This window comes from Streptomyces sp. IBSBF 2435 (assembly GCF_036815005.1).
Lineage (GTDB): Bacteria > Actinomycetota > Actinomycetes > Streptomycetales > Streptomycetaceae > Actinacidiphila.
The window spans coordinates 1-23,718 of the sequence record NZ_JAJSYW010000101.1; the positions used below are offsets into that span (position 1 = coordinate 1).

A 23,718-nucleotide genomic window follows, 5' to 3' on the forward strand; every position below is an offset into this window, starting at 1 on the left:
CGCCCCGACCGGCCCCCCGCCGCACCGGCTGGGGAGAGCGGGGCCCGGCCGGGCGACGGCGGGGTGACGGTCTTGCCGCCGCCGCCCGCGGACTTCGTCGGGCGGGGGCGGGAGCTGGCCGAACTGCTGGCCGACATCGACAGGGCCGGGCTCGGCGGCGCCGGGCGGACCGCCGCCCGGGTGCTGCTGGTGGCCGGGCGGCCGGGCACCGGGCGGACCGCGCTGGCGCTGCGGCTCGCCGCCGACGTGGTGGCGCGCTACCCCGACGGCCGGTATTTCGTCCGGCTGACCAGCGCGGAGGGCACGCCGGTACCGGTCGAGCAGGTCGCCCGCGGGCTGCTGCGGGCGCTGGGCGGCGGCGCCGCGGACCTGCGCGAGGCGATGGCCGGGCGGCGGCTGCTGCTGGTCCTGGACGACGTGGTGCAGGCCGCGCAACTGGCCGCGCTGCTGCCCGAGGCCGCGGACAGCCTGGTCGTGGCCACCTCGGGCGGTCCGCTGTCCGGCGTCCCCGACGTGCGTCCCTGCACCCTCGGCGGGCTCGACACCCCGTCCGCCGTACGGCTGCTGGCCGCGACGATCGGCGACACCCGGGTCGGCTGCGACCCGCGCGGCGCCGAGACCCTGGTCCAGGAACTCGCCGGCCACCCCACCGCGCTGCGGCTGACCGCCGCCTGGCTCGCCGGCCGCCCCGGCGCCTCGTTCGCCGACGCCTTCACGCGCCTGCGCGAGATCCCCGCGGCGCCTTTCACGCCCCCCGCCGGGGCCTCGGAACCGCGCCCCGCGCCCCCGGCGGGCGAGCTGGTGCGGGCCTTCCGGCTCGCCTACGACTCGCTGCCCGCCGCCGCTGCCCGGCTGCTCCGGCTGCTCGTGCTGGCGCCCGCGGGGGCGGTGGACGCGCAGGGGGCCTCCGCGCTGGCCGGCTGCGCGGTGGACGCGGCGCGCGGGACGCTGGACGACTTCGTGCGCGGCGGGCTGCTCGCGGGCGCGGCGCCGCAGTACCGGGTGCCGGGGTGCCTGGAGCCGATGCTGGCCGCGCTGCTCGCCGGGGCCGAGCGCCCCGAGGAGGTGCGGCTGGCCCGGGCGAGGATGCTGGAGCGGACCGTACGGCTGCTGCTGTCCTGCCGGGCGGCGCTGGCCGGCGAGCCGCTCGATGAGGGCATGCCGGCCCTGCTGCGGTTCGACACCGCCAGCGCGGCGGCCGGCTGGCTGGAGACCCGGCTGCCCGCGCTGCTGGCCGCCGTCCGTTCCGCGGTGGCCGACGGCGAGCTGGACACCCTCGCCCGCCGCCTGGTGGCCGCCCTGGTCCGGGCGCTGGCCGCCTTCCCCGGCGGCGACGCGATGGCCGCCGAGCGCTACGAGCTGCACTCCCTGGTGCTGGACGTCGCCGAGCGCCGCGGGCTGCTGCGCGAACAGGCCGCCGCCCTGATCAACCTCGGCGACCTGGACGCGGGCGCGGGCCGCACCGACCGCGCGCTGGACCGCTACCGGCTGGCCCTGGGCGCGGCCCGCGCCTGCGACGACCGGCAGGCCGAGGGCCGGGTCCTGGAGGCGCTGGGCGGCACGTACATGGAGCGGCACGACCCCGGGCGGGCCTTCGACTGGTACGGCCGCGCCCTCTCCCTGCGCCAGGCCGGCGGCGAACTCGCCGACCAGGCCAGGCTGCACGGCAGGATCGGCGCCCTGCTGACGTACACCGGCCAGTACGGGCCCGCGCTGCGCGAGTGGCGGACGGCGGCCGGCTTGAGCAAACGGCTCGGCGACCTGCCCTCCCAGGCCCGCGCGCTGGCCGAGGCGGCCCGGGTCCAGGAGTTCGCCGGCCGCCCCGAGGACGCCGTACGCAGCTGCCGCGACGCGCTGTACTGGGCACGGCAGGCGGCGGACCGCAGGCTGGAGGCGGCGCTGCTGCTGCGGTTCGCCGACCTGCTCGACCGGCTGGGCGATCCGGAGGGCGCGCGATTGCAGCGGGAGAGCGCGAAAAGCCTGGGCAGCCGGGGTGCGCAGACCGGTTGAATTCCCCTGGCCGTGACGTCACGGCAATGCGCCGGTGACCGTTCCATGCTGGGTGGAATCCGTTGTCAGCCTACGAAACTGTCAATGCTCCGGTGAGAACCAGCCACTTTGTAAGGCTGGACAGCAGCTCTTCCTTCACTAGACTGGGCAATCGCCGCGCACAACGCGGTCAGGTCCGATGTGTCATGCCAATTCGCGGCATGTCAGGACATTCCTGCCGGTTATCCCTCAGTGCAAGGACCGTGATCGACGTGAAGGTGGGCATCCCCCGCGAGGTCAAGAACAACGAGTTCCGCGTGGCCATCACCCCGGCCGGCGTGCACGAACTCGTACGAGGCGGACACCAGGTCGTCGTCGAGGAGGGCGCGGGCCACGGCTCGTCGATCCCCGACGCGGAGTACGTGGCGGCCGGTGCGGCCATCCTCGGCACCGCCGACGCGGTGTGGGCCGCCGCCGACCTGCTGCTCAAGGTCAAGGAGCCGGTCGCCGAGGAATACCACCGGCTGCGCAAGGGCCAGACCCTCTTCACCTATCTGCACCTCGCGGCCTCCCGTGCGTGCACCGACGCGCTGCTGGAGTCCGGCACCACCGCCATCGCGTACGAGACGGTCGAGACCGCCGACCGCCGGCTGCCGCTGCTCGCCCCCATGTCCGAGGTGGCCGGCCGGCTCGCCCCGCAGGTCGGCGCCTACCACCTGATGCGCTCGGCCGGCGGTCGCGGCGTCCTGCCCGGCGGGGTGCCGGGCGTGCGGTCCGGGCGGGCCGTGGTCATCGGCGCCGGCGTCTCCGGCTGGCACGCCACCACCATCGCGCTCGGCCTCGGCTTCCACGTCACGCTGCTCGACAAGGACGTCAACAAGCTCCGTGAGGCCGACAAGGTGTTCGGCAACCGGGTGCAGACCATCGCGTCCAACGCCCTCGCGCTCGAACAGGCCGTGCTGGACGCCGACCTGGTCGTCGGCGCGGTACTCATCCCGGGCGCCAAGGCGCCCAAGCTCGTCACCAACGAGCTGGTGTCGCGCATGAAGCCCGGCTCTGTGCTAGTCGACATCGCCATCGACCAGGGCGGCTGCTTCGAGGACTCCCGGCCCACCACGCACGCGGAACCGACCTTCACCGTCCACGAGTCGGTCTTCTACTGCGTCGCCAACATGCCGGGCGCGGTGCCCAACACCTCGACGTACGCGCTGACCAACGCCACCCTGCCCTACGTCGTCGAACTCGCCGGCCGCGGCTGGCGCGAGGCGCTGCACCGCGACCCGGCGCTCGCCCTCGGCCTCAACACCCACGAGGGACAGGTCGTTTACGGTCCGGTCGCGGACGCGCACGGGCTCGCTGCGGTCGAACTGCGCTCACTGCTGGGCTGATAGCGACACGCCGTGTCACGGCCGTGTCAACACTGCACCTCCGGCCGGGTCTTGCGGCGACAGGACCCGGCCGTTCATCTGCTTACGCCCTTGACAGCCGGATGTTCGGTTGCCGACACATCGCGCCGTGTCCGGCGGATTGTGTTGCTGTGAACCACCGACACGCCATAGAGTCGCGAATCGTCGGCTGTAGTCACGCCGACCTGTCTAGAAGTTTCCTGGTCACCAAGGAGGTAAGACGACTTGTGAATGAGTCGACATTTGCTCCCGGGGGTGGTCAACCAGGAATGACCGTCGGTTCCGTCGCGGTCCGCACCTTCGAGTCCCGCCGGGCCGAGACGACGACCGCGGAGATGCAAGCCGCTCACGCCATGGCGCCATACAACGACGACCACGATCTGCAGGACGGTCAGTTCTACGACCCCGACGCGGAGTACGAGCCGGATCCGGAGTACGCCGCGACCCTCGCCCCTGACGCTGCCCGCCAGCGCCGCGAACGCGTCGGCCCCACCGGCCGGCCGCTGCCCTACTTCCCGATCCCCAACCCGCTCACCGACCACGGCCCGGCGAAGATCGTCGCGATGTGCAACCAGAAGGGCGGGGTCGGCAAGACCACCTCGACCATCAATCTGGGCGCCGCGCTGGCCGAATACGGCCGCCGGGTGCTGCTGGTCGACTTCGATCCGCAGGGCGCGCTGTCCGTCGGACTCGGCGTCAACCCGATGGAACTCGACATCACCGTCTACAACCTGCTGATGGAACGCGGGCTCGCGGCGGACGAGGTCCTGCTCAAGACCGCGGTGCCGGGGATGGACCTGCTGCCGAGCAACATCGACCTGTCGGCCGCGGAAGTGCAGTTGGTCAGCGAGGTGGCAAGGGAATCGACTCTGCAGCGCGCCCTCAAGCCGCTGATGGCCGACTACGACTACATCGTGATCGACTGCCAGCCCTCGCTGGGCCTGCTCACCGTCAACGCGCTCACCGCGGCGCACTCGGTGATCGTGCCGCTGGAATGCGAGTTCTTCGCGCTGCGCGGGGTCGCGCTGCTCACCGAGACCATCGAGAAGGTCCGCGAGCGGCTCAACCCCGAACTCGAACTCGACGGCATCCTCGCCACCATGTACGACTCGCGGACCGTGCACAGCCGCGAGGTGCTGGCCCGGGTGGTCGAGGCCTTCGACGAGCACGTCTTCCACACCGTGATCGGCCGGACCGTGCGCTTCCCGGAGACCACCGTGGCCGGCGAGCCGATCACCACCTACGCCTCCAACTCCGTCGGCGCCGCCGCCTATCGCCAACTCGCCAGGGAGGTGCTCGCCCGGTGCCACGCCGAGTGACCCTGCCGGGCGCCGACGAGCTGTTCCGGACCACCGGAGGTGCGGCGCTCCAGGCCCCGCAGCCCCGGCAGCAGCCGCAGCAGCACGTCAACGGCGCGGAGCCGCGCGAGCCGCAGGGCGACACGCGGCTGCGGCCCGGCCAGGAAACCGGCCAGGACGGCGAGGCGGCGGAGGGCGGGCGGGACATGGCCGGGGACGACCAGAACCGCGGCGGCAAGGACCAGGGCACCACCGCGGAGCACAGCGGCCGGGACATCGCACCGGGCCGCCGGCCGATGGGCGCGGCCGCCGCCAACGGCACCGGCACGGTCAACGGCGCCGCCTCCGGGCCGCCGCACGTACCGGTCCAGCAGCCGTACGCCCCGGCCGCCGCGGCGCACCACCCGGTGCCGCCGCCGGTCACCGCGCAGCCGCCGCAGGCCGCGCAGCCCCAGCAGGGGGCCCGCCGCAAGGCGCCCCGGCAGAACCGCCGCCCCAGCGGGCGCGAGCGGCACGACGAGAAGATCACCGTCTATGTGTCCGCCGAGGAGCTGATGGACCTGGAGCACGCCCGGCTGGTGCTGCGCGGCGAACACGGCCTGGCCATCGACCGCGGCCGGATCGTCCGCGAGGCGGTGGCGGTGGTGCTCGCCGACCTGGAGTCGCGCGGCGACGCAAGCATTCTCGTCCGCAGACTGCGCGGACGCTGAGCCGCCGCGGAAGCAGTCCCGGGGGGAGATAGCCTGCGATTCCCGCCCCCGCACCCTGGACCGCGATGCCGACCACCACGACCGACGACTCCGACCGCCCGCGCCGCCGCCTCGGCCGCGGCGCCTCGGCCTGGTCGGACCCGCCGGACGCGGCGGCGGAGGCCGCCGGGCCCCCGGTCGAGGCGCCCCCTCCCGAGGCCGCTCCCGAATCCCCGGTCGCGGCGCCCGCTCCCGAGCCCCCGGCCGGGGCACCGCCCGAGCCGCAGGCCGCCCCGGAGCCCGTGGCGGACGCGGCCCCCGCGGACGTACCGTCCGACGACGCGGCGCGTGCGGCACCGGCGGACGTACCGCGGGACGCACCGGCCGGCGCAGCGCTCGGCGTGCCCGCCGGGGAGGAAGCCGCCGACGAGCGGTTCACCGTGCGGCTGGCCAACTTCGAGGGGCCGTTCGACCTGCTGCTCCAGCTGATCTCCAAGCACAAGATGGACGTCACCGAGGTCGCGCTGTCCAAGGTCACCCATGAGTTCATGGCCCACCTGCAAGCCATGGGGCCCGACTGGGACCTCGACCAGACCACCGAGTTCCTGGTGGTCGCCGCCACCCTGCTCGACCTCAAGGCGGCCCGGCTGCTGCCCGCCGCCGAGGTCGAGGACGAGGCGGACCTCGCGCTGCTGGAGGCCCGCGACCTGCTCTTCGCCCGGCTGCTGCAATACCGGGCCTACAAGCGGATCGCAGCGATCTTCGCCGACCGCCTGGAGCGGGAGGCGCTGCGCCACCCGCGTACCGTGGGCCTGGAACCGCAGCACGCGGAACTGCTGCCCGAGGTCGTGCTGAGCATCGGCCCCGAGCGGTTCGCGCGGCTCGCGGTGAAGGCGATGCAGCCCAGGCCGCGGCCCCAGGTGTACGTGGACCACATCCACGCCCCCCTGGTCAGCGTGCGCGAGCAGGCCGAACGGGTCATCGCGCTGCTGAGGGAGCGGGGCACGGCCAGCTTCGGCGACCTCACCGCGGACGCGCCCGACACGCTCACCGTGGTGGCGCGCTTCCTGGCGCTGCTGGAGCTGTACCGGGAGAAGGCGGTCGCACTGGACCAGGAGGAGGCGCTCGGCCCCCTCCAGGTCCGCTGGACCGGCGGCGAGCAGCCGCCGGACGCCCCGCTGGTGACCGACGAATTCGACCAGGAGGCCGCGGCCGAGCCCGCCCGGGGCCCGAACGGAGAGCAACGATGACCGACGTGGCGGATCTCACCGCGGGACTCGAACTGCCCGAGCAGAAGGCCCCGCCGACCGGACTGCTCAGCGCGGCTGTCGCGGGACTGGCGCTGAAACCGGCGCTCGAAGCGGTACTGATGGTGGTCGACGAACCGGCCACCGAGGAACAGCTCGCGAAGGTGCTGGAGCGCCCGCGCAGGACCGTCCGCAAGGCGCTGCGCGAGCTGTCCGACGACTACACCCGCGAGGGCAGGGGCTTCGACCTGCGGCTTGTCGCCGGCGGCTGGCGCTTCTACACCCGGCCCGACTTCGCGCCCGCCGTGGAGAAATTCGTCCTCGACGGCCAGCACGCCCGCCTCACCCAGGCCGCGCTGGAGACGCTCGCGGTCGTCGCCTACCGCCAGCCGGTCAGCCGGTCGCGGGTCTCCGCGGTGCGCGGCGTCAACTGCGACGGCGTCATGCGGACGCTGCTGCAGCGAGGTCTGGTGGTCGAAGGTGGGACGGAAGCCGAGACAGGTGCGATCCTGTACAGGACGACGAACTACTTCCTGGAACGCATGGGCCTGCGCAGCCTTGACGAGCTGCCCGAGCTCGCCCCGTTCCTGCCGGAGGCGGACGCGGTCGAGGCGGAGTCCCAGGAGGGGCTGCCGTCGTTCGATCCGGATGCGCCGGACGAGACATCGACCATTGCGAATACGGAAACTTGATGCGAAGCAGCGACAGGAACAGCGGCGGCGACCGTAACCCGAGGGGCGGCTCCGACCGGCGCGGGAGCGGCGGCGCGGACCGCAGAGGCGGCGGCTCCGACCGCGGCGCGGGGTCCGGCAGGCGCGGCGACGCGCCCAGGCGCGGGGACGCGCCGGGGCGGGCCGACGGCCCCCCGCAGCGCCCCAGCAAGCCGCGCCCCGAGGAGCGCCGCTACGACGTCGGCAGCACCGGCCAGTCCGGTGCGAACAAGCCCGGCGGCATGCCGCGCACCAAGCCCGGCAGCAACAAGCCGACCGGGAACCGCGGCCGCGGCCCGGCGCCCTCCCCGGCCAGGCCGCGCGAGCTGGAAGCGCAGATCGAGGAGCGCAACCGGGCGCGGCACAGCAAGCCCAAGCTGAACCTCCCCAAGACCTTCCCCGGCGCCGAGCAGGAGGGCGAGCGGCTGCAGAAGGTGCTGGCGCGGGCGGGCATGGGCTCCCGGCGGGCCTGCGAGGAGCTGATCGAGCAGCACCGCGTCGAGGTCAACGGGCGGATCGTCACCGAGCAGGGCCTGCGGGTCGACACCGACCACGACGAGGTCAAGGTCGACGGGCTGACCGTGGCCACCCAGTCGTATCTGTTCTTCGCGCTGAACAAACCCGCCGGGGTCGTCTCCACCATGGAGGACCCCGACGGGCGGCAGTGCCTCGGCGACTACGTGACCAACCGGGAGACCCGGCTCTTCCACGTCGGCCGGCTCGACACCGAGACCGAGGGCCTGATCCTGCTCACCAACCACGGCGAGCTGGCCCACCGGCTGACCCACCCCCGCTACGGCGTGCAGAAGACCTACCTCGCCGCGATCCAGGGCCCGCTGCCCCGCGACCTGGGCAAGCAGCTCAAGAACGGCATCGAGCTGGAGGACGGCTGGGCCAGGGCCGACCACTTCCGGATCGTGCAGAACACCGGGAAGAACTACCTGGTCGAGGTCACCCTGCACGAGGGCCGCAAGCACATCGTGCGGCGGATGCTCGCCGAGGCAGGCTTCCCGGTCGACAAGCTGGTCCGCACCAGCTTCGGCCCGATCCCGCTGGGCGACCAGAAGTCCGGATGGCTGCGCCGGCTGACCAACACCGAGGTCGGCATGCTGATGCACGAGGTCGATCTGTAGGTCAGCCAGGTAAGCGGTCGGCGGTCCCGGCCCCCGCGGCACCGCCGGCGGGGGCCGCCGCCTCCGTCCCCGCCGCTCTTGCCTCCGCCGCCTGAGCCGACGCCCGGCGGACGCGTATCAGGAAGTCCTCCACCCGGGCCCGGTCCGGCTCCTCGGGCAGCGGGGTACGGGCCAGGGCCGCGTCCGTCTCGTCGTGCAGGGTCCGCATCCAGCCGCGCACCCGCTCCCAGCCGACCTCGCCCCTGCGCACCTCCAGCAGGGCGTCCCGCTGGTCGCCGACGTCGATGCTGAGGGTGCCGGTACGCAGCAGGTCGCGGCAGCTGGTCAGCAGCCGCAGCAGGTGCATGGCGTGCTTCCAGCGCGGCTCGCCGTGGTTGCGGATGTCCGCCTCAAGCCGGCCGAGCTGCTGGGCGGCGTAACCGCGGAAGCTCGCGTCGGCCCTGCGGGACAGGAACGCTCCCCTGAGGTCCAGCAACTCCCGCCCGGTGGCGTCGAGATGCTCGACCAGCGGCGAGTGCAGGCACTCCAGCAGACTGGGGTTGGCGCGCAGCGCGAGCGAGCAGAAGCGCTCGATCTCCCAGGAGAATTCCTCGTCGCGCGGCCCGCTGACATGCGTCGGCGGTTTGTCGAACCGCCAGAAGAGCGGCGCCGGGGCCACGTAGACCCCGCGCAGGTCGGTGTCGCTGCTCTCGGTGGCGAGACCGAACGCCCGCGAGCCCATGACACACGCGTAGACCGTGTGCTTGCGGACGAGATCGTGCCCCAGAGATTCGTGCATGGCGGCGATTATCGTCACCTCGTCCGCCCGCCCGCCGGGGATTTGCTGCTTCGGACGGTGACCAGGGGGTTTACGGTGAGTACGGGACGCCTGGGGCCGCCACCCGGCGGCGGTGTCTCGCCCTGCGGTCCCGGATCCCGCCGTATGCCCGCCCTGGCTACGCTGGTCGGCGAGGCCGAGTCCGTACGCAGCCGCTCGGCGCCCCGCCGCCCCCCCCGCAAGGACACCGCCACGTGAGAACCGCACTCGTCATCGGCGCAGGACTCGTCGGTACGTCGGCCGCGCTCGCGCTGACCGCCCGCGGTGTCGACGTCCGGCTCAGCGACCACGACGACTCCGCCGCCAGGACCGCGGCGGCCCTCGGCGCGGGCAGCGCCGCACCGTCGGACGACACCGCCGACCTGGTGATCGTCGCCGTACCGCCGGCGCATGTCGCGGCCACGCTCGCCGACGCGATGACCCGCGGCCTGGGCCGCGGCTACCTCGATGTGGCCAGCGTCAAGGGCGGTCCGTACCGGGACCTCGAAGCGCTCGGCTGCGACCTGTCCGGCTACATCGGCACCCACCCGATGGCGGGCCGCGAGCGCTCGGGGCCGCTGGCCGCCAGCGCCGACCTCTTCGAGGGCCGGCCCTGGGTCCTCACCCCGACCCCGGCCACCGACACCGATGTGCTCAACCTCGCGCTGGAACTCGTCGCGCTGTGCGGGGCCGTCCCCGTGGTCATGGACGCCGGCGCCCACGACCGGGCCGTCGCGCTGGTCTCGCACACCCCGCAGCTGATCTCCAGCATGGTCGCCGCCCGGCTCGAACACGCCGAGGACAGCACGGTACGGCTGTGCGGGCAGGGCATCCTCGACGTGACCCGGATCGCCGGGTCGGAGCCGGCGATGTGGATGGACATCCTCGCCGCGAACCCCGGCCCGGTCGCCGACGTCCTCGCCGACCTCGCCGCCGACCTCGACCGCACGGTCGAGGCGCTGCGGGCGCTGCAGAGCGCCGACGACGACAAGCGCAGCGGGGGTGCCGCCGGCATCGAGGACATACTGCGCCGCGGCAAGGCCGGACGCGCCAAGGTCCCCGGCAAGCACGGGGCCGCACCGAAGGCGTACGAGGTCGTCGCCGTCCTCATCGGCGACCAGCCGGGCGAGCTGGCCAGGCTCTTCGCCGACGCAGGCGCCGCCGGGGTGAACATCGAGGACGTCCGCATCGAGCACAGCACCGCCCAGCAGGCCGGCCTCGTCCACCTCTTCGTCGAGCCGCGCTCGGTCAACGTGCTCACCGCCGCCCTGCGCGAGCGCGCCTGGTCGCTGCGGCCGTGACCGGTGTCACCGGCCCGACCGCCGTGTCCGCGCCGGGACGGACGGCCGCGGGCGGACCGGCGGACCGGGGGCACCCGATTGGCCGGTAATCTAGGCGGGATGGCCCGGCGCCCAGCCGGGCGGCACGAGGAAGGCCTTCCGCTGTGGACAACCCGGTGATCGTCGCCATCGACGGCCCCTCCGGCACAGGCAAGTCCAGCACCTCCAAGGCGGTCGCCGTCACGCTCGGACTCAGCTACCTGGACACCGGCGCGCAGTACCGGGCCATCACCTGGTGGATGCTGGCCAACGGCGTCGACATCAACGACCCGGCGGCCGTCGCGGACACCGCGGGCAAGCCGGCCATCGTGTCCGGGACCGACCCCCGCAACCCGCAGATCAGCGTCGACGGTGTGGACGTGACCGTGCCGATCCGCTCCCAGGAGGTCACCGCGGCGGTCAGCGCGGTCAGCGCCGTCCCCGAGGTCCGCACCCGCATGGTGGAATTCCAGCGTGCCGCTGCCGCCGCCGCGGCCGTCGGCATAGTGGTCGAGGGCCGGGACATCGGCACCACCGTCCTGCCCGACGCGACAGCCAAGATCTTCCTCACCGCCTCCGCGGAGGTCCGCGCCGCCCGCCGCAGCACCGAGCTGAAGGGCGCGGTGAGCGTCGCCGCCACCCAGGAGGCGCTGACCAGGCGGGACGCCGCCGACTCCGGCCGCAAGACCTCGCCGCTCGCCAAGGCCGCCGACGCGATCGAGGTCGACACCTCGGAGCTGACCCTCGACCAGGTCGTGGACCGCGTCGTGGCCCTGGTCGAGGAGAAGCGGGCGACCGTCAGGTGACCACCGAGCACCACCAGGAGACCGCAGCGCTGCCCAGCCCGCGCGGCGCGTCCGTCGCCCGCGGCATCGGCATCGGCCTGATGAACGGCCTGTGGCGCCCCCGCGTCCTCGGCGCCTGGCGCATCCCCGCGCACGGCCCGCTGATCCTGGCCGGCAACCACGCGCACAACATCGACGGACCGATGCTGATCGGCACCTCGCCGCGCCCGGTGCACTTCCTGGTGAAGAAGGAGGCCTTCGTCGGGCCGCTCGACCCGTTCCTGCGGGCGATCGGCCAGATCGAGGTCGACCGGGCGAGCGCCGACCGCACCGCGATCGCCCACGCGCTCGGCGTGCTGGCGCACGGGGGTGTGCTCGGCATATTCCCCGAGGGCACCCGTGGCGGCGCCGAGTTCGCCCAGCTGCGCGCCGGGCTCGCGTACTTCGCGCTGCGCTCGGGCGCGCCCATCGTGCCGGTCGCGGTGCTGGGCAGCGCCCGCCAGGGCCGGCTGGTGTCCGCGCTGCCGCCGCTGCGCAGCAGGATCGACATCGTCTACGGCGAGCCCTTCGCGGCCGGCGACGGGAGCGGGCGGCGCACCCGCGGCGCACTGGATGCCGCCACCTTGCGCATCCAGGACCGGCTGACCGCACACATGGCCGAGGCCCGGCGAGCCACCGGCCGCTGAACCACCGCCGCTGCACCACACTGGCTGATGCCACATGGTGCCGCGCGCACCACTGTTGACCGACGGAGAGACCAATGGACCAGCACGACCAGCACGGCGAGACCGGCGCGCTCGGCGACGCCGAATACGCCGAGTTCATGGAGCTCGCCGCCGAGGAGGGCTTCGACCTCGAAGAGGTCGCCGGCGACCTCGCGGAGGCGGGCCACGGCCCGCTGCCGGTGCTCGCCGTCGTCGGGCGCCCGAATGTCGGCAAGTCGACCCTGGTCAACCGGATCATCGGCCGCCGCGAGGCGGTCGTCGAGGACAAGCCGGGCGTCACCCGCGACCGCGTCACGTATGAGGCGAACTGGAACGGCCGCCGCTTCAAGATCGTCGACACCGGCGGCTGGGAGCAGGACGTCCTGGGCATCGACGCCTCGGTCGCGGCGCAGGCCGAGTTCGCCATCGAGGCCTCGGACGCGGTGGTCTTCGTGGTCGACGCCACGGTCGGCGCCACCGACACCGACGAAGCCGTCGTCAAGCTGCTGCGCCGGGCCGGCAAGCCGGTCGTCCTGGCGGCCAACAAGGTCGACGGCCCCTCGGCCGAGGCGGACGCCGCCGCGCTGTGGAATCTGGGCCTCGGCGAACCCTTCCCGGTCTCCTCGCTGCACGGCCGCGGCACCGGCGACCTGCTGGACGCCATCCTCGACGTGCTGCCCGAGGCGCCCGCGATGACGTACGGCGATGTGATCGGCGGCCCCCGCCGGATCGCGCTGATCGGCCGGCCCAACGTCGGCAAGTCGTCCATGCTGAACAAGATCGCCGGCGAGGACCGGGTGGTCGTCAACGAGATCGCCGGCACCACCCGCGACCCGGTGGACGAGCTGATCCAGCTCGGCGGCATCACCTGGAAGTTCATCGACACCGCAGGCATCCGCCGCCGGGTCCACCTGACCGAGGGCGCCGACTACTACGCCTCGCTGCGTACCGCCGCCGCCCTGGAGAAGGCCGAGGTCGCGGTGATCCTGGTCGACGTCGCCGAGACGCTGGCCGAGCAGGACACCCGGATCATCTCGATGGCCGTCGAGGCGGGCCGGGCGGTCGTCATCGCCTACAACAAGTGGGACCTGCTGGACGAGGAGCGCCGCTACTACCTGGAGCGCGAGATCGAGCGGGACCTCGTCCAGGTGCAGTGGGCGCCGCGGGTCAACGTCTCGGCCCGCACCGGGCGGCACATGGAGAAGCTGGTCCCCGCGATCGAGACCGCGCTCGCGGGCTGGGAGACCCGGGTGCCGACCGGCCGGCTCAACGCCTTCCTCGGCGAGATCGTCGCCTCCCACCCGCACCCGGTACGCGGCGGCAAGCAGCCCCGCATCCTGTTCGGGACCCAGGCGGGCACCAAGCCGCCGCGCTTCGTGCTCTTCGCCTCGGGCTTCCTGGAGGCCGGCTACCGGCGCTTCATCGAGCGCCGGCTGCGCGAGGAGTTCGGCTTCGCCGGGACCCCGATCCAGGTGTCGGTCCGGGTCCGCGAGAAGCGCGGCCGCAAGAAGTAGCCCCGCGGGCCGCCCGGGCGCCGCTCAGCGCTCGTGCATCCGGTTGTCCGGGCGGCCCGGCGGCAGCGCCGCCGGGCCGTTCCCCCGGTGCCGCCCGGCCGAGGTGGGCGGGAAGTCCGGCTGCCACGACGAGAAGCTGTTGAACTGCAGCGACTCCTCGCCGGTGCGGTCGCCCGGCAGCGTACGGAAGAGCCGGCGGTATTCGCTGTAGAGGGCGTCGTAGATCGGCGTGGCCGAGCCACCGCTCCCGGACGCGTCCTGCGCGCTGCGCATCGGCGGGATGTACCGCTGGAAGGGGGACCGGGAGGAGGCGTCAAAGGTCTGCACGTATTTGCCAACGACCCGCATTCCCGCAGGTTGCGGGCCGCCCGGCTGAACTTCTCTCCCCGTGCCCGCCAACCCGGCCCCGCATGCCGGGCCCCCTCCGGCAGAGGGGCGCCCTTCCGCTGGCACGGGCTGCCTGAGGGTGCGCATCCCCCGGGTGCGGGGGTTCTGGGGGTTCCCCTTCGGCAGAGGGTGCCCTTCCGCTGCCGCGGGCTTGGGGTGCCGCTTCGGTGAGGGGGTGCCCTGCAGGGGCGCGGGGAACGGCGCGCTCAGCCCCCACCGGCGCGCGGGTCGTCACCGACCCAAAGGGTCTCCTCGGTCCGCTCCGGACCACCGGCCGGTGGCGGGTCGCGCGCGCAGTTCCCCGCGCCCCTGGGGTGGCCACCCCTACCGAAGGGGAACCGCCAGAACCCCCGCACCCGGGGGAAGGGCACCCCTTTACGCGGAGGCACCGCAGAAGCCCCGCGCCCGGGAAGGCGTTACGTGCCGGCCAGGGGCATGGTCGCCCCGACCAGCTGCCCCCTCGCGCAGGCCTTGGCGAGAGCATCCCGCATGAGGTCCTCCCGAGGCTGGCGCCCGATCGCGCCGGCCGGCCCCGCGTAGACGTACACCGAATTCGTGCGGCTCACAGCCGCCCGCCACCCGTCGCTGACCTGGAGCGGCTGATGCGCCTGCCACCACGCGGCGGCGGGCGCGCCGCCGGACGCCGGCTGGAGCACCGCGTGCAGCTTGCCCATCGCGAGCAGCACCGACCAGCCCGCCAGCGCCGACGGCGGCACCTCCAGGTCGAGCTGCGGCATGAAGCCCTGCTCGATGAGCAGCGGCAGGAAGTCGTCGCCGCCACCGGCCGCGCCGACCCGGGCGACCGGCCCGGTCGGCTCGATCACCAGCGCGGGGCGCAGCGCCTCCTCGACGATGATCAGCCCGCAGGTGATGCCGAGCACCGCCTGCCGCGGGGCGGCCCCGGCGGGAGCCGCGGGGGCCGACGCCTGGGTGGGGAACGGCGCCGCCACCAGCTCGTCGTCGTCACCCGAGATGCTCCGCACCGCGCCCTGCAACTGCTCCTCCGAGACCGGCACGACCTGCGAGGGGATGCAGGCGGCGTGCGCGAACGCCAGCACCGCGGTCTCGTCGCCGACGAAGAGCACGGTGCTCGTCCGCTCCTGACCGGTGTCCCCGGGGGTGCGGCAGGACGTGCAGTCGTACGTGCCCGGGGCGTTGTCGCCGGCGAGGAGCCGCTGGGTCTCCTCCTCGCCGATCTCGGCTCGTACCTCGTCGCTCACGTCGAGCAGGGGCGCCACGGGAGTCTCCTTGGTCCGTTTGGCCGGGCCTGTCCCGGCGCACTGTGACAACGGCCGGTCTGCGCCGGGAGTAACGGTTTGCCGCATCGCGGGTTCGCCGTCCCCGGGCCGGGGGAGAGGGGTCGGCCGAACGGGTGCGGTGCGGCGCGGGCACGGGCGTGCCGTCCCCGAACGCGGCCGAGTCTGTGCTTAGCGTGTGCCGATGAGCGAGAAATCGTTTTATCGTCATAGTCCGCGACGGCATCGCACCGCCGTCCTCACCGGTCTCGGTACCGCGGCCCTGCTGCCGCTGCTGGCCCAGACCGCTGAGGCAGCACAGACGCCACCCGCGAGCCCGGCGCCCGCCCACGCGGCGCCCGCCACTCCCGCGGAGCGGCCCGCAGGGGCGACGGCAGGGACAGTGGAGCGGCTCCGCTCCGTCTGGGACGACATCGCGATGTGCGAGAGCAGCGGCGACTGGCACATCAACACCGGCAACACCTTCTACGGCGGGCTGCAGTTCTGGCAGCCGACCTGGGTGCTCTTCGGCGGCCTGGAGTACGCCGGACGCGCCGACCTCGCCACCCCCGCGCAGCAGATCGCCGTCGCCGAGGCCGTACTGCGGGTCCAGGGCTGGAGCGCCTGGCCGGTGTGCGCCAAGCGGCTCGGGCTGAGCGGCCGTACGCACATCGTGCACACCGTGCAGCCCGGCGAGACCCTGTCCGCCATCGCCGACGACTACGGCGTGCCGGGCGGCTGGCCGCAGCTGTACGAGCTGAACAGGGCGGCGGTCGGCGCCGACCCCGACGAGCTGTCCGCCGGCCTGGTCCTCACCGTCAACTGACCCTTTCGGCGCCCTTCAACCGGCCGCGCGGAGCGTACGTCCCCCCCGTCAGGGCCGCGGCGCGGACCCGTACGAGCCGCGCCGCAGGCCCGGTGCCGGCCGGGTACGCCGCGCCGCGGGCGGCCCGCGGGGCGGCGGCCGGAAAGGTCCGCGCCGGAGCGGGCGGCAGCTGACGGTCCGGCGGATTCGCAATGCACCGGGTATACCGGCCACCGGTGGCGGCGGGCATTACCGGGGAGTTGTGTGCAAGTTGTGCGCACAGGAAATTCATTGGCCCGAGGGTATTCACCTGTGACGTGGTGCGGAGAAAAGCACGATCCGTGACACGCCCCCGGAGACCATGGGCGTATGCCCTCCCGGCGGCCTACGGTGGCAGGCATGGCGCCTTCACAGCACCCCGACCAGCAGGGCCCGGACGACCCGCGGCCCGGCGACCCGCAGTTGCCTTTCCCCGCTCCCAACCCGCAGGACGACCTCGACGCGTACACCGGTCTCCCGCAGCAGGAGGCCGAGCGCCGGGCGTACGACCACGGCTGGCAGACCGTGCGCAGCCTGCCGCCGGACGCGGTGGTGACGATGGAGTACATGGCGGGCCGGCTGAATTTCACCATCGCCGACGGCCGGGTGGGCCGCTGCTGGCTGGGCTGATCACACCCCCGGGCCCGAGCCCGGCCCGCGTACGCAGAAGGGCCGGGTGTCGTCCCGCGAGTCGTGGCCCGCGGGACGACACCCGGCCCTGAGTCCGGTCGTGGATCAGCCGACGCCGCGCCCGCGGGCCGGCTGGTGGACCAGCGGCGGGGCCGGGCGCGGGCGTTCCACCGGTGGACGGCGGCTGCCCGCCGGGGTGGTCGGGGTGCGCTCGTGGCGGCCGGTCGGCGGCCGGCTCGGCGCGTGCGGGCTGTTGGTGCCCGGCACGGTCACCGCGGTGGCGGGACCCGCGGTCCCGGCCGTATTGCCCGCGGTGACGGGATGAGCCGGGTGCGGCGGGACCGGCCGGCGGTCGGCCGGCGCACTGTCCGCGGCGTCACCGTCCTGCCGGGCGAGCGCGCCGGCCGGCAGTGTCTGCCGCGCCAGGCTGCGCGCGTGGCCGCGGCGCCGCGACCACGCGGACGTCAGGGAGTCCTCGGCCCACGCCATCGCCGGTTCGAACCACGGCAGCGCCAGCAGGATCAGCAGCCCGGCGGCCCAGCCGAGCAGGACGTCGCTCACCCAGTGCGTGCCGAGGTAGACCGTCGTCGCGCCGACGCCGAGCGCCAGCAGCGCGCTGCCCACCGAACCCCAGCGCCTGGCCCGCGGGGTGGTGGCCAGATAGGCCAGAACACCCCAGGTCACAACCGCGTTGGCGGTGTGACCCGACGGAAATATGTCGCCGCCGGCGAACATCTCGGCCGATCCGACGCTCGTCGCGTAGTGCGGCCCGAGCCGTCCGAGGCCGTATTTCACGGCCCCCACGGTGATGTTCAGAAGGAGGAGGGAGGTGCCCAGCACCAGCAGCGGATGCAGGGTGCGATGGCGCCACGCCCGCCAGCCGAGCCAGGCGAGCACCATCACGGCGGTGGGGCCGCGCTGACCGAGAACCACGAAATAGTCCAGAAATGCGTGGATTTGCGGCCATTGCTTGTAGGGACGCCAGAGCATGACCTGCCAGTCGAGCGTCACCAGTTTGGAGGTGGTGAGGACGCCCACGACGATGGCCACGTAGACCGCCAGCGTCGCACCGAACAGCCATACGCGTGTTCGACTCATCCGCGGCAGGGCGCGGTTCGCCGGCCGCTCCGCAGCGCGGTGGAGCCTGTCATCGGTACGCACTCAATCGACGTTACAGCGTGTGACGGCATAGGTCGGCCGTACAGCCTGCTTTGTAATGACGATGTGATGTGGAGCGGGACCCGCCACCCCATTGGCTGACGGGGTTTCGGTAGAATGCGGGAAGGTCTGGAGTTTATGTTCGGGTGTTGATACTCACACGGCCGTCTTCTTATTTATCGCTTATTTCCCCACCCTTTCTCCGGAGTTTCCTGTCCGCTGGCCGGGACACGGCGTCCGGACGGGCGGCTCGGCCGCCCTGAGCAGCGCCGGGTCTCGCGTACGCTGGCGGCTCACTCGTACCCGGAGGTGGATCCCATGGCACGGCAGGCCGGCCGTTGGACCATCCTGGTGGTGCTCTGCGTCAGCCTGCTGATCGTCGCGCTGGACGCGACCGTGCTGCATGTCGCGGTGCCCGCGCTCACCGAGGACCTGCACCCCGGCGCGCAGGACCTGCTGTGGATCGTCGACGCGTATCCGCTGACGGCCGCCGCGCTGCTGATCCTGTTCGGGACGCTCGGGGACCGGATCGGCCGCCGCAAGGTGCTGCTGACCGGCTACGCCCTCTTCGGGGTCGCCTCCGCGCTCGCCGCCTTCGCACCCAGCCCGCACGTACTGATCGCCGCCCGCGCGCTGCTCGGCGCCGGCGGCGCCATGATCATGCCCGCCACCCTGTCGATACTGCGCCAGGTCTTCCCCGACCGGCGCGAACGCGCGCTGGCGATCGGGATGTGGAGCGCGGTCGCCGCGGTGGGCGCGGCGGTCGGCCCCGTGCTCGGCGGGTTCCTGGTCGAGCACTTGTGGTGGGGCTCGGTCTTCCTGGTCAACATCCCCCTGATGGCGGTGATGCTGCCGGTGGGCCGGCTGCTGCTGCCCGAGTCGCGCGGCAGCAGCGACGGGCCGTGGGACGTACTCGGCGCGGTCACCGCCGCGCTCGGCGTGCTGGGCGCCGTCTTCGGCGTCAAACGGCTCGGCGGCGGGGCCGCGCCGCTGGACACCTCGGTCTGGCTGCCGCTGCTCGGCGGCGCCGCCCTGCTGGTGCTGTTCGTGCGCCGCCAGCGCCGCCGCAAGCACCCGCTGATCGATGTGCGGATGTTCACCCAGCCGGCCTTCACCACCTCGGTCGGCTGCATCGTGCTGGCGATGCTCGCGCTGGTGGGCCTGGAACTGATCGCCGTGCAGTATCTGCAACTGGTGCTCGGCCTGAGCCCCTTCGACACCGGTCTGCGGCTGCTGCCGCTGACCTTCGCCGCGATGGCCGCCGGGCTGGCCGGCTCCCGGCTGCTCCAGCGCTTCGGGCCGCGGCTGATGGTGGCGGGCGGCTTCCTGCTCACCGCGCTCGCCGTGCTGTCGCTGACCTTGATGGGCCAGCACGACCGGCCGCCGCTGCTGACCGCCGCCTTCGTGATGCTCGGCGCGGGCCTGGAGACCACGCTCTTCGGCGCCTACGAGTCGATGCTCAGCGAGGCCCCCGCCCACCAGGCAGGCGGCGCGGCGGCGATCGGCGAGACGGCGTACCAGCTCGGCGCCGGGATGGGCATCGCGCTGCTCGGCAGTGTGATGAACGCCGCCTACGCCCCGCACGCCCCGGGTGTCGGCGCCGCCGACAGCGCCGCGGCCGGGCAGTCGCTGGGCGAGGCCTACGATGTCGCCGACCGGATCGGCGGTGGCAGCGGGGCCGCGCTGCGACACGCCGCCCGGCACTCCTTCGTCTTCGGTCTGCATCTGACGCTGCTGGTCAGCGCGGTGCTGCTGGTCGCCGGCGCCTGCGCTGCGCTGCGGCTGCCGCGCACGATGGAGTGCGTCCCCTGCGACACCCGCCCCGCAACCGCAAGGGACGCACAGCTCCCGGCACGCGAGGCGGCGCCGACGGCCTCACGCTCTGGACGCGCGCCGGACTGAACCGTAACGTCGGCCCGGAATCCGTCGTTACCACTGCTAGTTTTTCCGGCCGGAGGTCCCTGCCATGCCGCCCGCAGCGAAATCGTCCCGATCCGGCCTGCCGCCGTTCGACCCGTACGACCCGCTGGGCCTCGACGACCTGCTGAGCGACGAGGACCGCGCGGTCCGCGACACCGTACGCGCGTGGGCCGCCGACCGGGTGCTGCCGCACGTGGCCGGCTGGTACGAGCGCGGCGAGCTGCCCGTCATCCGCGAACTCGCCCGTGAGCTGGGCGCGATCGGGGCGCTCGGCATGCCGCTGACCGGCTACGGCTGCGCGGGCGCCAGCGCCGTGCAGTACGGCCTGGCCTGCCTCGAACTGGAGGCCGCCGACTCCGGCATCCGCTCGCTGGTGTCGGTGCAGGGCTCGCTCGCGATGTACGCCATCCACCGCTTCGGCTCCGAGGAGCACAAGCAGCGGTGGCTGCCGCCGATGGCGGCGGGCGAGGTCATCGGCTGCTTCGGGCTCACCGAACCCGACCACGGCTCCGACCCCGCCGGGATGCGCACCCGCGCCCGCAGGGACGGCTCCGACTGGGTGCTCGACGGCCGCAAGATGTGGATCACCAACGGGTCGGTGGCCGGCGTCGCCGTGGTGTGGGCGCAGACCGACGACGGCATCCGCGGCTTCGCGGTCCCCGCCGACACCCCCGGCTTCAGCGCCCCCGAGATCCACCACAAGTGGAGCCTGCGCGCCTCGGTGACCAGCGAACTGGTCCTCGACGGCGTACGCCTGCCCGCCGACGCGGTGCTGCCGGGCGTGACCGGGCTGCGCGGCCCGCTGAGCTGTCTGAGCCACGCCCGCTACGGCATCGTGTGGGGTGCGATGGGCGCGGCGCGCGCCAGCTTCGAGGCGGCGCTCGACTACGCCCGCAGCCGCGAGCAGTTCGGCCGGGCGATCGGCGGATTCCAGCTCACCCAGGCCAAGCTGGCCGACATGGCCGTCGAGCTGCACAAGGGCATCCTGCTGGCCCACCACCTCGGCCGCCGGATGGACGCCGGGCGGCTGCGCCCCGAGCAGATCAGCTTCGGCAAGCTCAACAACGTCCGCGAGGCCATCGAGATCTGCCGCACCGCCCGCACCGTGCTGGGCGCCAACGGCATCTCGCTCGAATACCCCGTCATGCGGCACGCCACCAACCTCGAATCGGTGCTCACCTACGAGGGCACCGTCGAGATGCACCAGCTCGTGCTGGGCAAGGCCCTCACCGGACTCGACGCCTTCCGCGGCTGAGGGCGGGCAGGCGGACACGGTCTACGGGGGCGGACGGGGCGAAGGTCCGCGCGCCCTGGTGCGGACGCACGGCAGGACTCCCACCGGACGCGGCACGCGGTCCGGTGAGAGCCCTGCTCAGTTCTGGTTGAAGAAGCCGTCGCCGCCGCGGCGGTCGTCGGCGTTGAGCACGGAGTAGTCGGCGGGGGTCAGCAGGAAGACCCGGGTGGCGACCCGCTCGATGGAACCGCGCAGACCGAAGGTGAGGCCGGCGGCGAAGTCGACCACGCGCTTGGCGTCGGCCGATTCCATACCGGTGAGGTTGACGATCACCGGCACGCCCTCGCGGAAGAGTTCGCCGATGCCGCGTGCGTCCCGGAAACCGTCCGGGGTGACCGTGGCGATCCGCCGGCCCTGCTCGTGCGCGGATTCGCTGGCGACCCGCACCCGCGGATCGGTCACCCACGTGTCGGCACGCTGGGAGCCCTCGCCGTAGTCGGCGTACTCCTCGTCGTAGTAACCCTCGCCACCATTGTCGTCGACGAGGCCCAGCCAGGCACTCGCCCGTCGAACCGATCCCATGGACGCCTCCTCTCTCACACGCGGTCAGTACCGTCCGCAAGTCCTATCGTCGTCCATGATGCGGATGATGCGCCAAGCGGATAGCCGCCACTCAGCCGAGTTGTGACGGTACTGGCACACACGATAGTGGCGTACCGTCAGGCCGCCGGAGGTGTAGGGAAGGTGACGATCCGATGGGAACGCATTTCACGTCCGGGTGACGAACAGGGCCGTACGGCCCTGCGCAGGCCGTCTGCCCCGGTCGTGCAGGTATCTATCATGCATTCCCGGACGATGATCCGACAGGCGATAACGTGACCGGCTGTCGCAGGATCGAGTTTCGGTGTGACCCGCGGGAATTGCGGGGCACACGGGTCACCGGGGGGAATGCATGTTCGGCATCATCAGGCCGTGCCGCCATCGAATGTCGGAGGGAATGGCCGCATCCTGGCTCGCGCATCTGTGCGGGCTGTGCCTGGCGCTGCGGGACGGGCACGGGCAGGCCGCGAGAATCGCGACGAATTACGACGGCCTGATCATCTCGGTCCTCGTCGAGGCGCAGACGGCCGCGGGCGCGGATCTGCGCAGGACCGCGGGACCCTGCCCGCTGCGCGGCATGCGGACCGCGCCGGTCGCCACCGGCGCGGGCGCGCGGCTGGCCGCGGCGGTGTCGCTGGTGCTGGCGTCGGCGAAGATGCGCGACCACGTCGAGGACCGGGACGGCCCCTACGGGCGCCGGCCGGTCGCCGCCGCGGCCCGCGGTGTGGCCCGCCGCTGGGACCGGGCGGGCGCCGCGACAGGCGAAGGCCTCGGCTTCGACACCGCGGTGCTGGCCGACGCGGCCGGCCGGCAGGCCGCGATCGAGGCGGCCACCGGGCCCGGCACCCCGCTGCTGACCGTCACGGAGCCGGCCGAGACCGCCACCGCCGCGGCCTTCGGGCACACCGCGGTCCTCGCCGGGCGGCCCGCCAACAAGGCGCCGCTGGAGGAGGCGGGACGGCTGTTCGGCCGGCTCGCCCATCTGCTGGACGCGGTCGAGGACCTGGCCGCCGACACCCGCTCGGGCGCCTGGAACCCGCTCACCGCGACCGGCACCGACCTCGCCGAGGCCCGCCGGCTGTGCGACGACGCCCTGCACGGTGTACGGCTCGCCCTGCGCGACACCGACATCGCGGGCTCGGCGGCGGGGCGGCTGGCCCATGTGCTGCTGGTGCACGAGCTGGGCCGCTCGGTGGACCGGGCCTTCGGCGTCGGCACCTGCTCGCATGGGCCGCAGGCACCGGCGGGCACGCCCGGGGCGGACGGCACAGCGCTGCCGGGCATACCGGTGGCGGACGGCACGCCCGCGGCGGGCATATCGGCGGCGGGCGCGCCGGTGGCGGACCTGGCGGTCCGGGGCAGCGGCAATCCCTTCGGCGGGAATCCGTACGCTCCCGGCGCTCCCGGGCAGAGCCCGTACGCTCCCGGTGGTCCCGGTTTCCCCGGCGGCTTCCCGCCGCCCGAGCCGCCGCGGCGCCGCCGCGGACTGCTCGCCGGCTGCCTGGTTTACACCGGCCTGTGCTGCACCTGCCAGTTGTGCTGCGCCGAGCACGAGGACCCGTGGCGCGGGCAGCGCAGGGAGCCGTGGTGCAGCAGTTGCGACGACTGCGGTGATTGCTGCGACTGCTGCAGTTGCTGTGATGGATGCGACGGTTGCGATTGCTGCGACTGCGGGTGCGACTGCTGAACCGGCTGTTCGAGCCGAGGGCGCTACGGGGATGTCACACCGTGCGGGGAGCCCGAGGGAGGGGCGGGGATGTGCGAAGCATGCGTGTGTGAAGGCCGGACGATCCGTCGAGGCGGGTCAGCGGCCGCAACACGACGCCGACCACACCCGACCGAAGTCGATGTGGTCGCGGGTGACGAGCCGGCAGCTTCGCATACGCACAGTGCAGCAGCCGTCGCCGCGATCCGTCAACGCGGCGAGACACGCTGTCCACAGGCTGGACACGCTTGACAGCGGGCGACAGCGGCGGCTTAGCCTTCGGAGAAGCCCCTGGTGGGTCAGCCGCGTTGAGGGACGCGGCGGCTGTGTGAAGGCACCACCCGTGCCTCTTCCGCGTGTCGACGGAGCCTTCGCATGTCTGCCCACTCGCATCCCTCCGCCCCCCTTTCCCCCC

21 protein-coding genes are annotated in these 23,718 nt (G+C 73.3%); 16 read left to right on the forward strand and 5 right to left on the reverse strand.

Features of this window, described 5'->3' with window-relative positions; genetic code table 11:
* From V7E46_RS20150 to V7E46_RS20180, 7 genes are all read left to right on the forward strand, one after another.
* The coding region (locus V7E46_RS20150) for a hypothetical protein (RefSeq protein WP_443054262.1) at window positions 1–2,010 on the forward strand (2,010 nt) is incomplete at its 5' end.
* A 251-nt stretch (window positions 2,011–2,261) separates the two neighbouring features.
* Window positions 2,262–3,377, forward strand: a complete 1,116-nt coding sequence (ald, locus tag V7E46_RS20155) for an alanine dehydrogenase (RefSeq protein WP_333769717.1) — start codon at window positions 2,262–2,264, stop codon at window positions 3,375–3,377.
* Between the two features lie 287 nt (window positions 3,378–3,664).
* Window positions 3,665–4,714 (forward strand): ParA family protein, encoded by a 1,050-nt coding sequence (locus V7E46_RS20160; protein ID WP_329180216.1) that lies wholly within the window; start codon window positions 3,665–3,667, stop codon window positions 4,712–4,714.
* On the forward strand, window positions 4,699–5,403 hold the full coding sequence (locus V7E46_RS20165) for a hypothetical protein (protein WP_333769703.1): 705 nt from the start codon (window positions 4,699–4,701) through the stop codon (window positions 5,401–5,403). Before V7E46_RS20160 ends, V7E46_RS20165 begins: the two co-directional genes overlap by 16 nt.
* Window positions 5,404–5,468: 65 nt before the next feature.
* Complete coding sequence (locus V7E46_RS20170) at window positions 5,469–6,632, forward strand: segregation and condensation protein A (protein ID WP_333769704.1); 1,164 nt, start codon at window positions 5,469–5,471, stop codon at window positions 6,630–6,632.
* Window positions 6,629–7,321 carry an SMC-Scp complex subunit ScpB gene (gene scpB, locus V7E46_RS20175; RefSeq protein WP_333769705.1) on the forward strand — a complete coding sequence of 231 codons (693 nt, stop codon included), beginning with the start codon at window positions 6,629–6,631 and terminating at the stop codon, window positions 7,319–7,321. Before V7E46_RS20170 ends, scpB begins: the two co-directional genes overlap by 4 nt.
* Entirely contained in the window at window positions 7,321–8,472 is a 1,152-nt protein-coding gene (locus tag V7E46_RS20180; RefSeq protein WP_333769706.1) for a pseudouridine synthase, read from the forward strand. The genes scpB and V7E46_RS20180 overlap by 1 nt, the downstream gene beginning before the upstream one ends.
* A 1-nt stretch (window position 8,473) precedes the next feature.
* Here V7E46_RS20180 and V7E46_RS20185 read toward each other — a convergent pair whose 3' ends face one another.
* Window positions 8,474–9,250 (reverse strand): nucleotidyltransferase domain-containing protein, encoded by a 777-nt coding sequence (locus tag V7E46_RS20185; RefSeq protein ID WP_333769707.1) that lies wholly within the window; start codon window positions 9,248–9,250, stop codon window positions 8,474–8,476.
* A gap of 233 nt (window positions 9,251–9,483) precedes the next feature.
* On the opposite strand from V7E46_RS20185, the gene V7E46_RS20190 reads away from it, so the two are divergent.
* The 4 genes from V7E46_RS20190 to der all read left to right on the forward strand — a co-directional run bounded on the left by V7E46_RS20190 (window position 9,484) and on the right by der (window position 13,590).
* Entirely contained in the window at window positions 9,484–10,569 is a 1,086-nt protein-coding gene (locus V7E46_RS20190) for a prephenate dehydrogenase (RefSeq protein WP_333769708.1), read from the forward strand.
* Window positions 10,570–10,712: 143 nt separating this feature from the next.
* Entirely contained in the window at window positions 10,713–11,393 is a 681-nt protein-coding gene (cmk, locus tag V7E46_RS20195; RefSeq protein ID WP_329180230.1) for a (d)CMP kinase, read from the forward strand.
* An 80-nt stretch (window positions 11,394–11,473) separates the two neighbouring features.
* Window positions 11,474–12,058: a lysophospholipid acyltransferase family protein gene (locus V7E46_RS20200; protein WP_333769718.1), complete on the forward strand. Its 585-nt coding sequence runs from the start codon at window positions 11,474–11,476 to the stop codon at window positions 12,056–12,058.
* A gap of 74 nt (window positions 12,059–12,132) precedes the next feature.
* A complete protein-coding gene (der, locus tag V7E46_RS20205) occupies window positions 12,133–13,590 on the forward strand; it encodes a ribosome biogenesis GTPase Der (RefSeq protein WP_329180231.1) in 1,458 nt (485 codons plus the stop codon).
* Window positions 13,591–13,614: 24 nt separating this feature from the next.
* Here the strand turns inward: der and V7E46_RS20210 are convergent, their stop codons facing one another.
* Window positions 13,615–13,938 carry a hypothetical protein gene (locus tag V7E46_RS20210; RefSeq protein ID WP_329180233.1) on the reverse strand — a complete coding sequence of 108 codons (324 nt, stop codon included), beginning with the start codon at window positions 13,936–13,938 and terminating at the stop codon, window positions 13,615–13,617.
* Window positions 13,939–14,393: 455 nt separating this feature from the next.
* The gene (locus V7E46_RS20215; RefSeq protein ID WP_333769709.1) at window positions 14,394–15,215 is read right to left on the reverse strand and encodes a hypothetical protein; all 822 of its coding nucleotides are present in this window, start codon (window positions 15,213–15,215) and stop codon (window positions 14,394–14,396) included.
* 202 nt (window positions 15,216–15,417) lie between these two features.
* Between V7E46_RS20215 and V7E46_RS20220 the strand changes: the two genes are divergently transcribed.
* Together V7E46_RS20220 and V7E46_RS20225 are read left to right on the forward strand one after the other, a co-directional pair.
* Window positions 15,418–16,038: a LysM peptidoglycan-binding domain-containing protein gene (locus V7E46_RS20220; protein ID WP_333769710.1), complete on the forward strand. Its 621-nt coding sequence runs from the start codon at window positions 15,418–15,420 to the stop codon at window positions 16,036–16,038.
* 378 nt (window positions 16,039–16,416) lie between these two features.
* Complete coding sequence (locus tag V7E46_RS20225) at window positions 16,417–16,686, forward strand: I78 family peptidase inhibitor (RefSeq protein ID WP_333769711.1); 270 nt, start codon at window positions 16,417–16,419, stop codon at window positions 16,684–16,686.
* 105 nt (window positions 16,687–16,791) lie between these two features.
* On the opposite strand, the gene V7E46_RS20230 is transcribed toward V7E46_RS20225, so the two are convergent.
* Window positions 16,792–17,847, reverse strand: coding sequence for a phosphatase PAP2 family protein (locus V7E46_RS20230; protein ID WP_443054263.1), 1,056 nt, complete (start codon window positions 17,845–17,847; stop codon window positions 16,792–16,794).
* Window positions 17,848–18,162: 315 nt separating this feature from the next.
* Between V7E46_RS20230 and V7E46_RS20235 the strand changes: the two genes are divergently transcribed.
* Together V7E46_RS20235 and V7E46_RS20240 are read left to right on the forward strand one after the other, a co-directional pair.
* Complete coding sequence (locus tag V7E46_RS20235; protein WP_333769713.1) at window positions 18,163–19,746, forward strand: MFS transporter; 1,584 nt, start codon at window positions 18,163–18,165, stop codon at window positions 19,744–19,746.
* Window positions 19,747–19,810: 64 nt separating this feature from the next.
* A complete protein-coding gene (locus tag V7E46_RS20240) occupies window positions 19,811–21,019 on the forward strand; it encodes an acyl-CoA dehydrogenase family protein (RefSeq protein ID WP_333769714.1) in 1,209 nt (402 codons plus the stop codon).
* Between the two features lie 117 nt (window positions 21,020–21,136).
* On the opposite strand, the gene V7E46_RS20245 is transcribed toward V7E46_RS20240, so the two are convergent.
* On the reverse strand, window positions 21,137–21,580 hold the full coding sequence (locus V7E46_RS20245; protein ID WP_329180246.1) for a cell division protein SepF: 444 nt from the start codon (window positions 21,578–21,580) through the stop codon (window positions 21,137–21,139).
* A 370-nt stretch (window positions 21,581–21,950) separates the two neighbouring features.
* Between V7E46_RS20245 and V7E46_RS20250 the strand changes: the two genes are divergently transcribed.
* Window positions 21,951–23,285 carry a DUF5685 family protein gene (locus V7E46_RS20250; RefSeq protein WP_333769715.1) on the forward strand — a complete coding sequence of 445 codons (1,335 nt, stop codon included), beginning with the start codon at window positions 21,951–21,953 and terminating at the stop codon, window positions 23,283–23,285.
* Window positions 23,286–23,718 lie beyond the last annotated feature (433 nt).

Excerpts from the sequence above, each read along its gene's own strand:
- V7E46_RS20160 (WP_329180216.1), top strand. The coding sequence starts at position 3,665 with ATGACCGTCGGTTCCGTCGCGGTCCGCACCTTCGAGTCCCGCCGGGCC.
- V7E46_RS20170 (WP_333769704.1), top strand. The coding sequence starts at position 5,469 with ATGCCGACCACCACGACCGACGACTCCGACCGCCCGCGCCGCCGCCTC.
- scpB (WP_333769705.1), top strand. The coding sequence starts at position 6,629 with ATGACCGACGTGGCGGATCTCACCGCGGGACTCGAACTGCCCGAGCAG.
- V7E46_RS20180 (WP_333769706.1), top strand. The coding sequence starts at position 7,321 with ATGCGAAGCAGCGACAGGAACAGCGGCGGCGACCGTAACCCGAGGGGC.
- V7E46_RS20185 (WP_333769707.1), bottom strand. The coding sequence starts at position 9,250 with ATGCACGAATCTCTGGGGCACGATCTCGTCCGCAAGCACACGGTCTAC.
- V7E46_RS20200 (WP_333769718.1), top strand. The coding sequence starts at position 11,474 with ATGAACGGCCTGTGGCGCCCCCGCGTCCTCGGCGCCTGGCGCATCCCC.
- der (WP_329180231.1), top strand. The coding sequence starts at position 12,133 with ATGGACCAGCACGACCAGCACGGCGAGACCGGCGCGCTCGGCGACGCC.
- V7E46_RS20210 (WP_329180233.1), bottom strand. The coding sequence starts at position 13,938 with ATGCGGGTCGTTGGCAAATACGTGCAGACCTTTGACGCCTCCTCCCGG.
- V7E46_RS20220 (WP_333769710.1), top strand. The coding sequence starts at position 15,418 with ATGAGCGAGAAATCGTTTTATCGTCATAGTCCGCGACGGCATCGCACC.
- V7E46_RS20225 (WP_333769711.1), top strand. The coding sequence starts at position 16,417 with ATGGCGCCTTCACAGCACCCCGACCAGCAGGGCCCGGACGACCCGCGG.
- V7E46_RS20235 (WP_333769713.1), top strand. The coding sequence starts at position 18,163 with ATGGCACGGCAGGCCGGCCGTTGGACCATCCTGGTGGTGCTCTGCGTC.
- V7E46_RS20240 (WP_333769714.1), top strand. The coding sequence starts at position 19,811 with ATGCCGCCCGCAGCGAAATCGTCCCGATCCGGCCTGCCGCCGTTCGAC.
- V7E46_RS20245 (WP_329180246.1), bottom strand. The coding sequence starts at position 21,580 with ATGGGATCGGTTCGACGGGCGAGTGCCTGGCTGGGCCTCGTCGACGAC.
- V7E46_RS20250 (WP_333769715.1), top strand. The coding sequence starts at position 21,951 with ATGTTCGGCATCATCAGGCCGTGCCGCCATCGAATGTCGGAGGGAATG.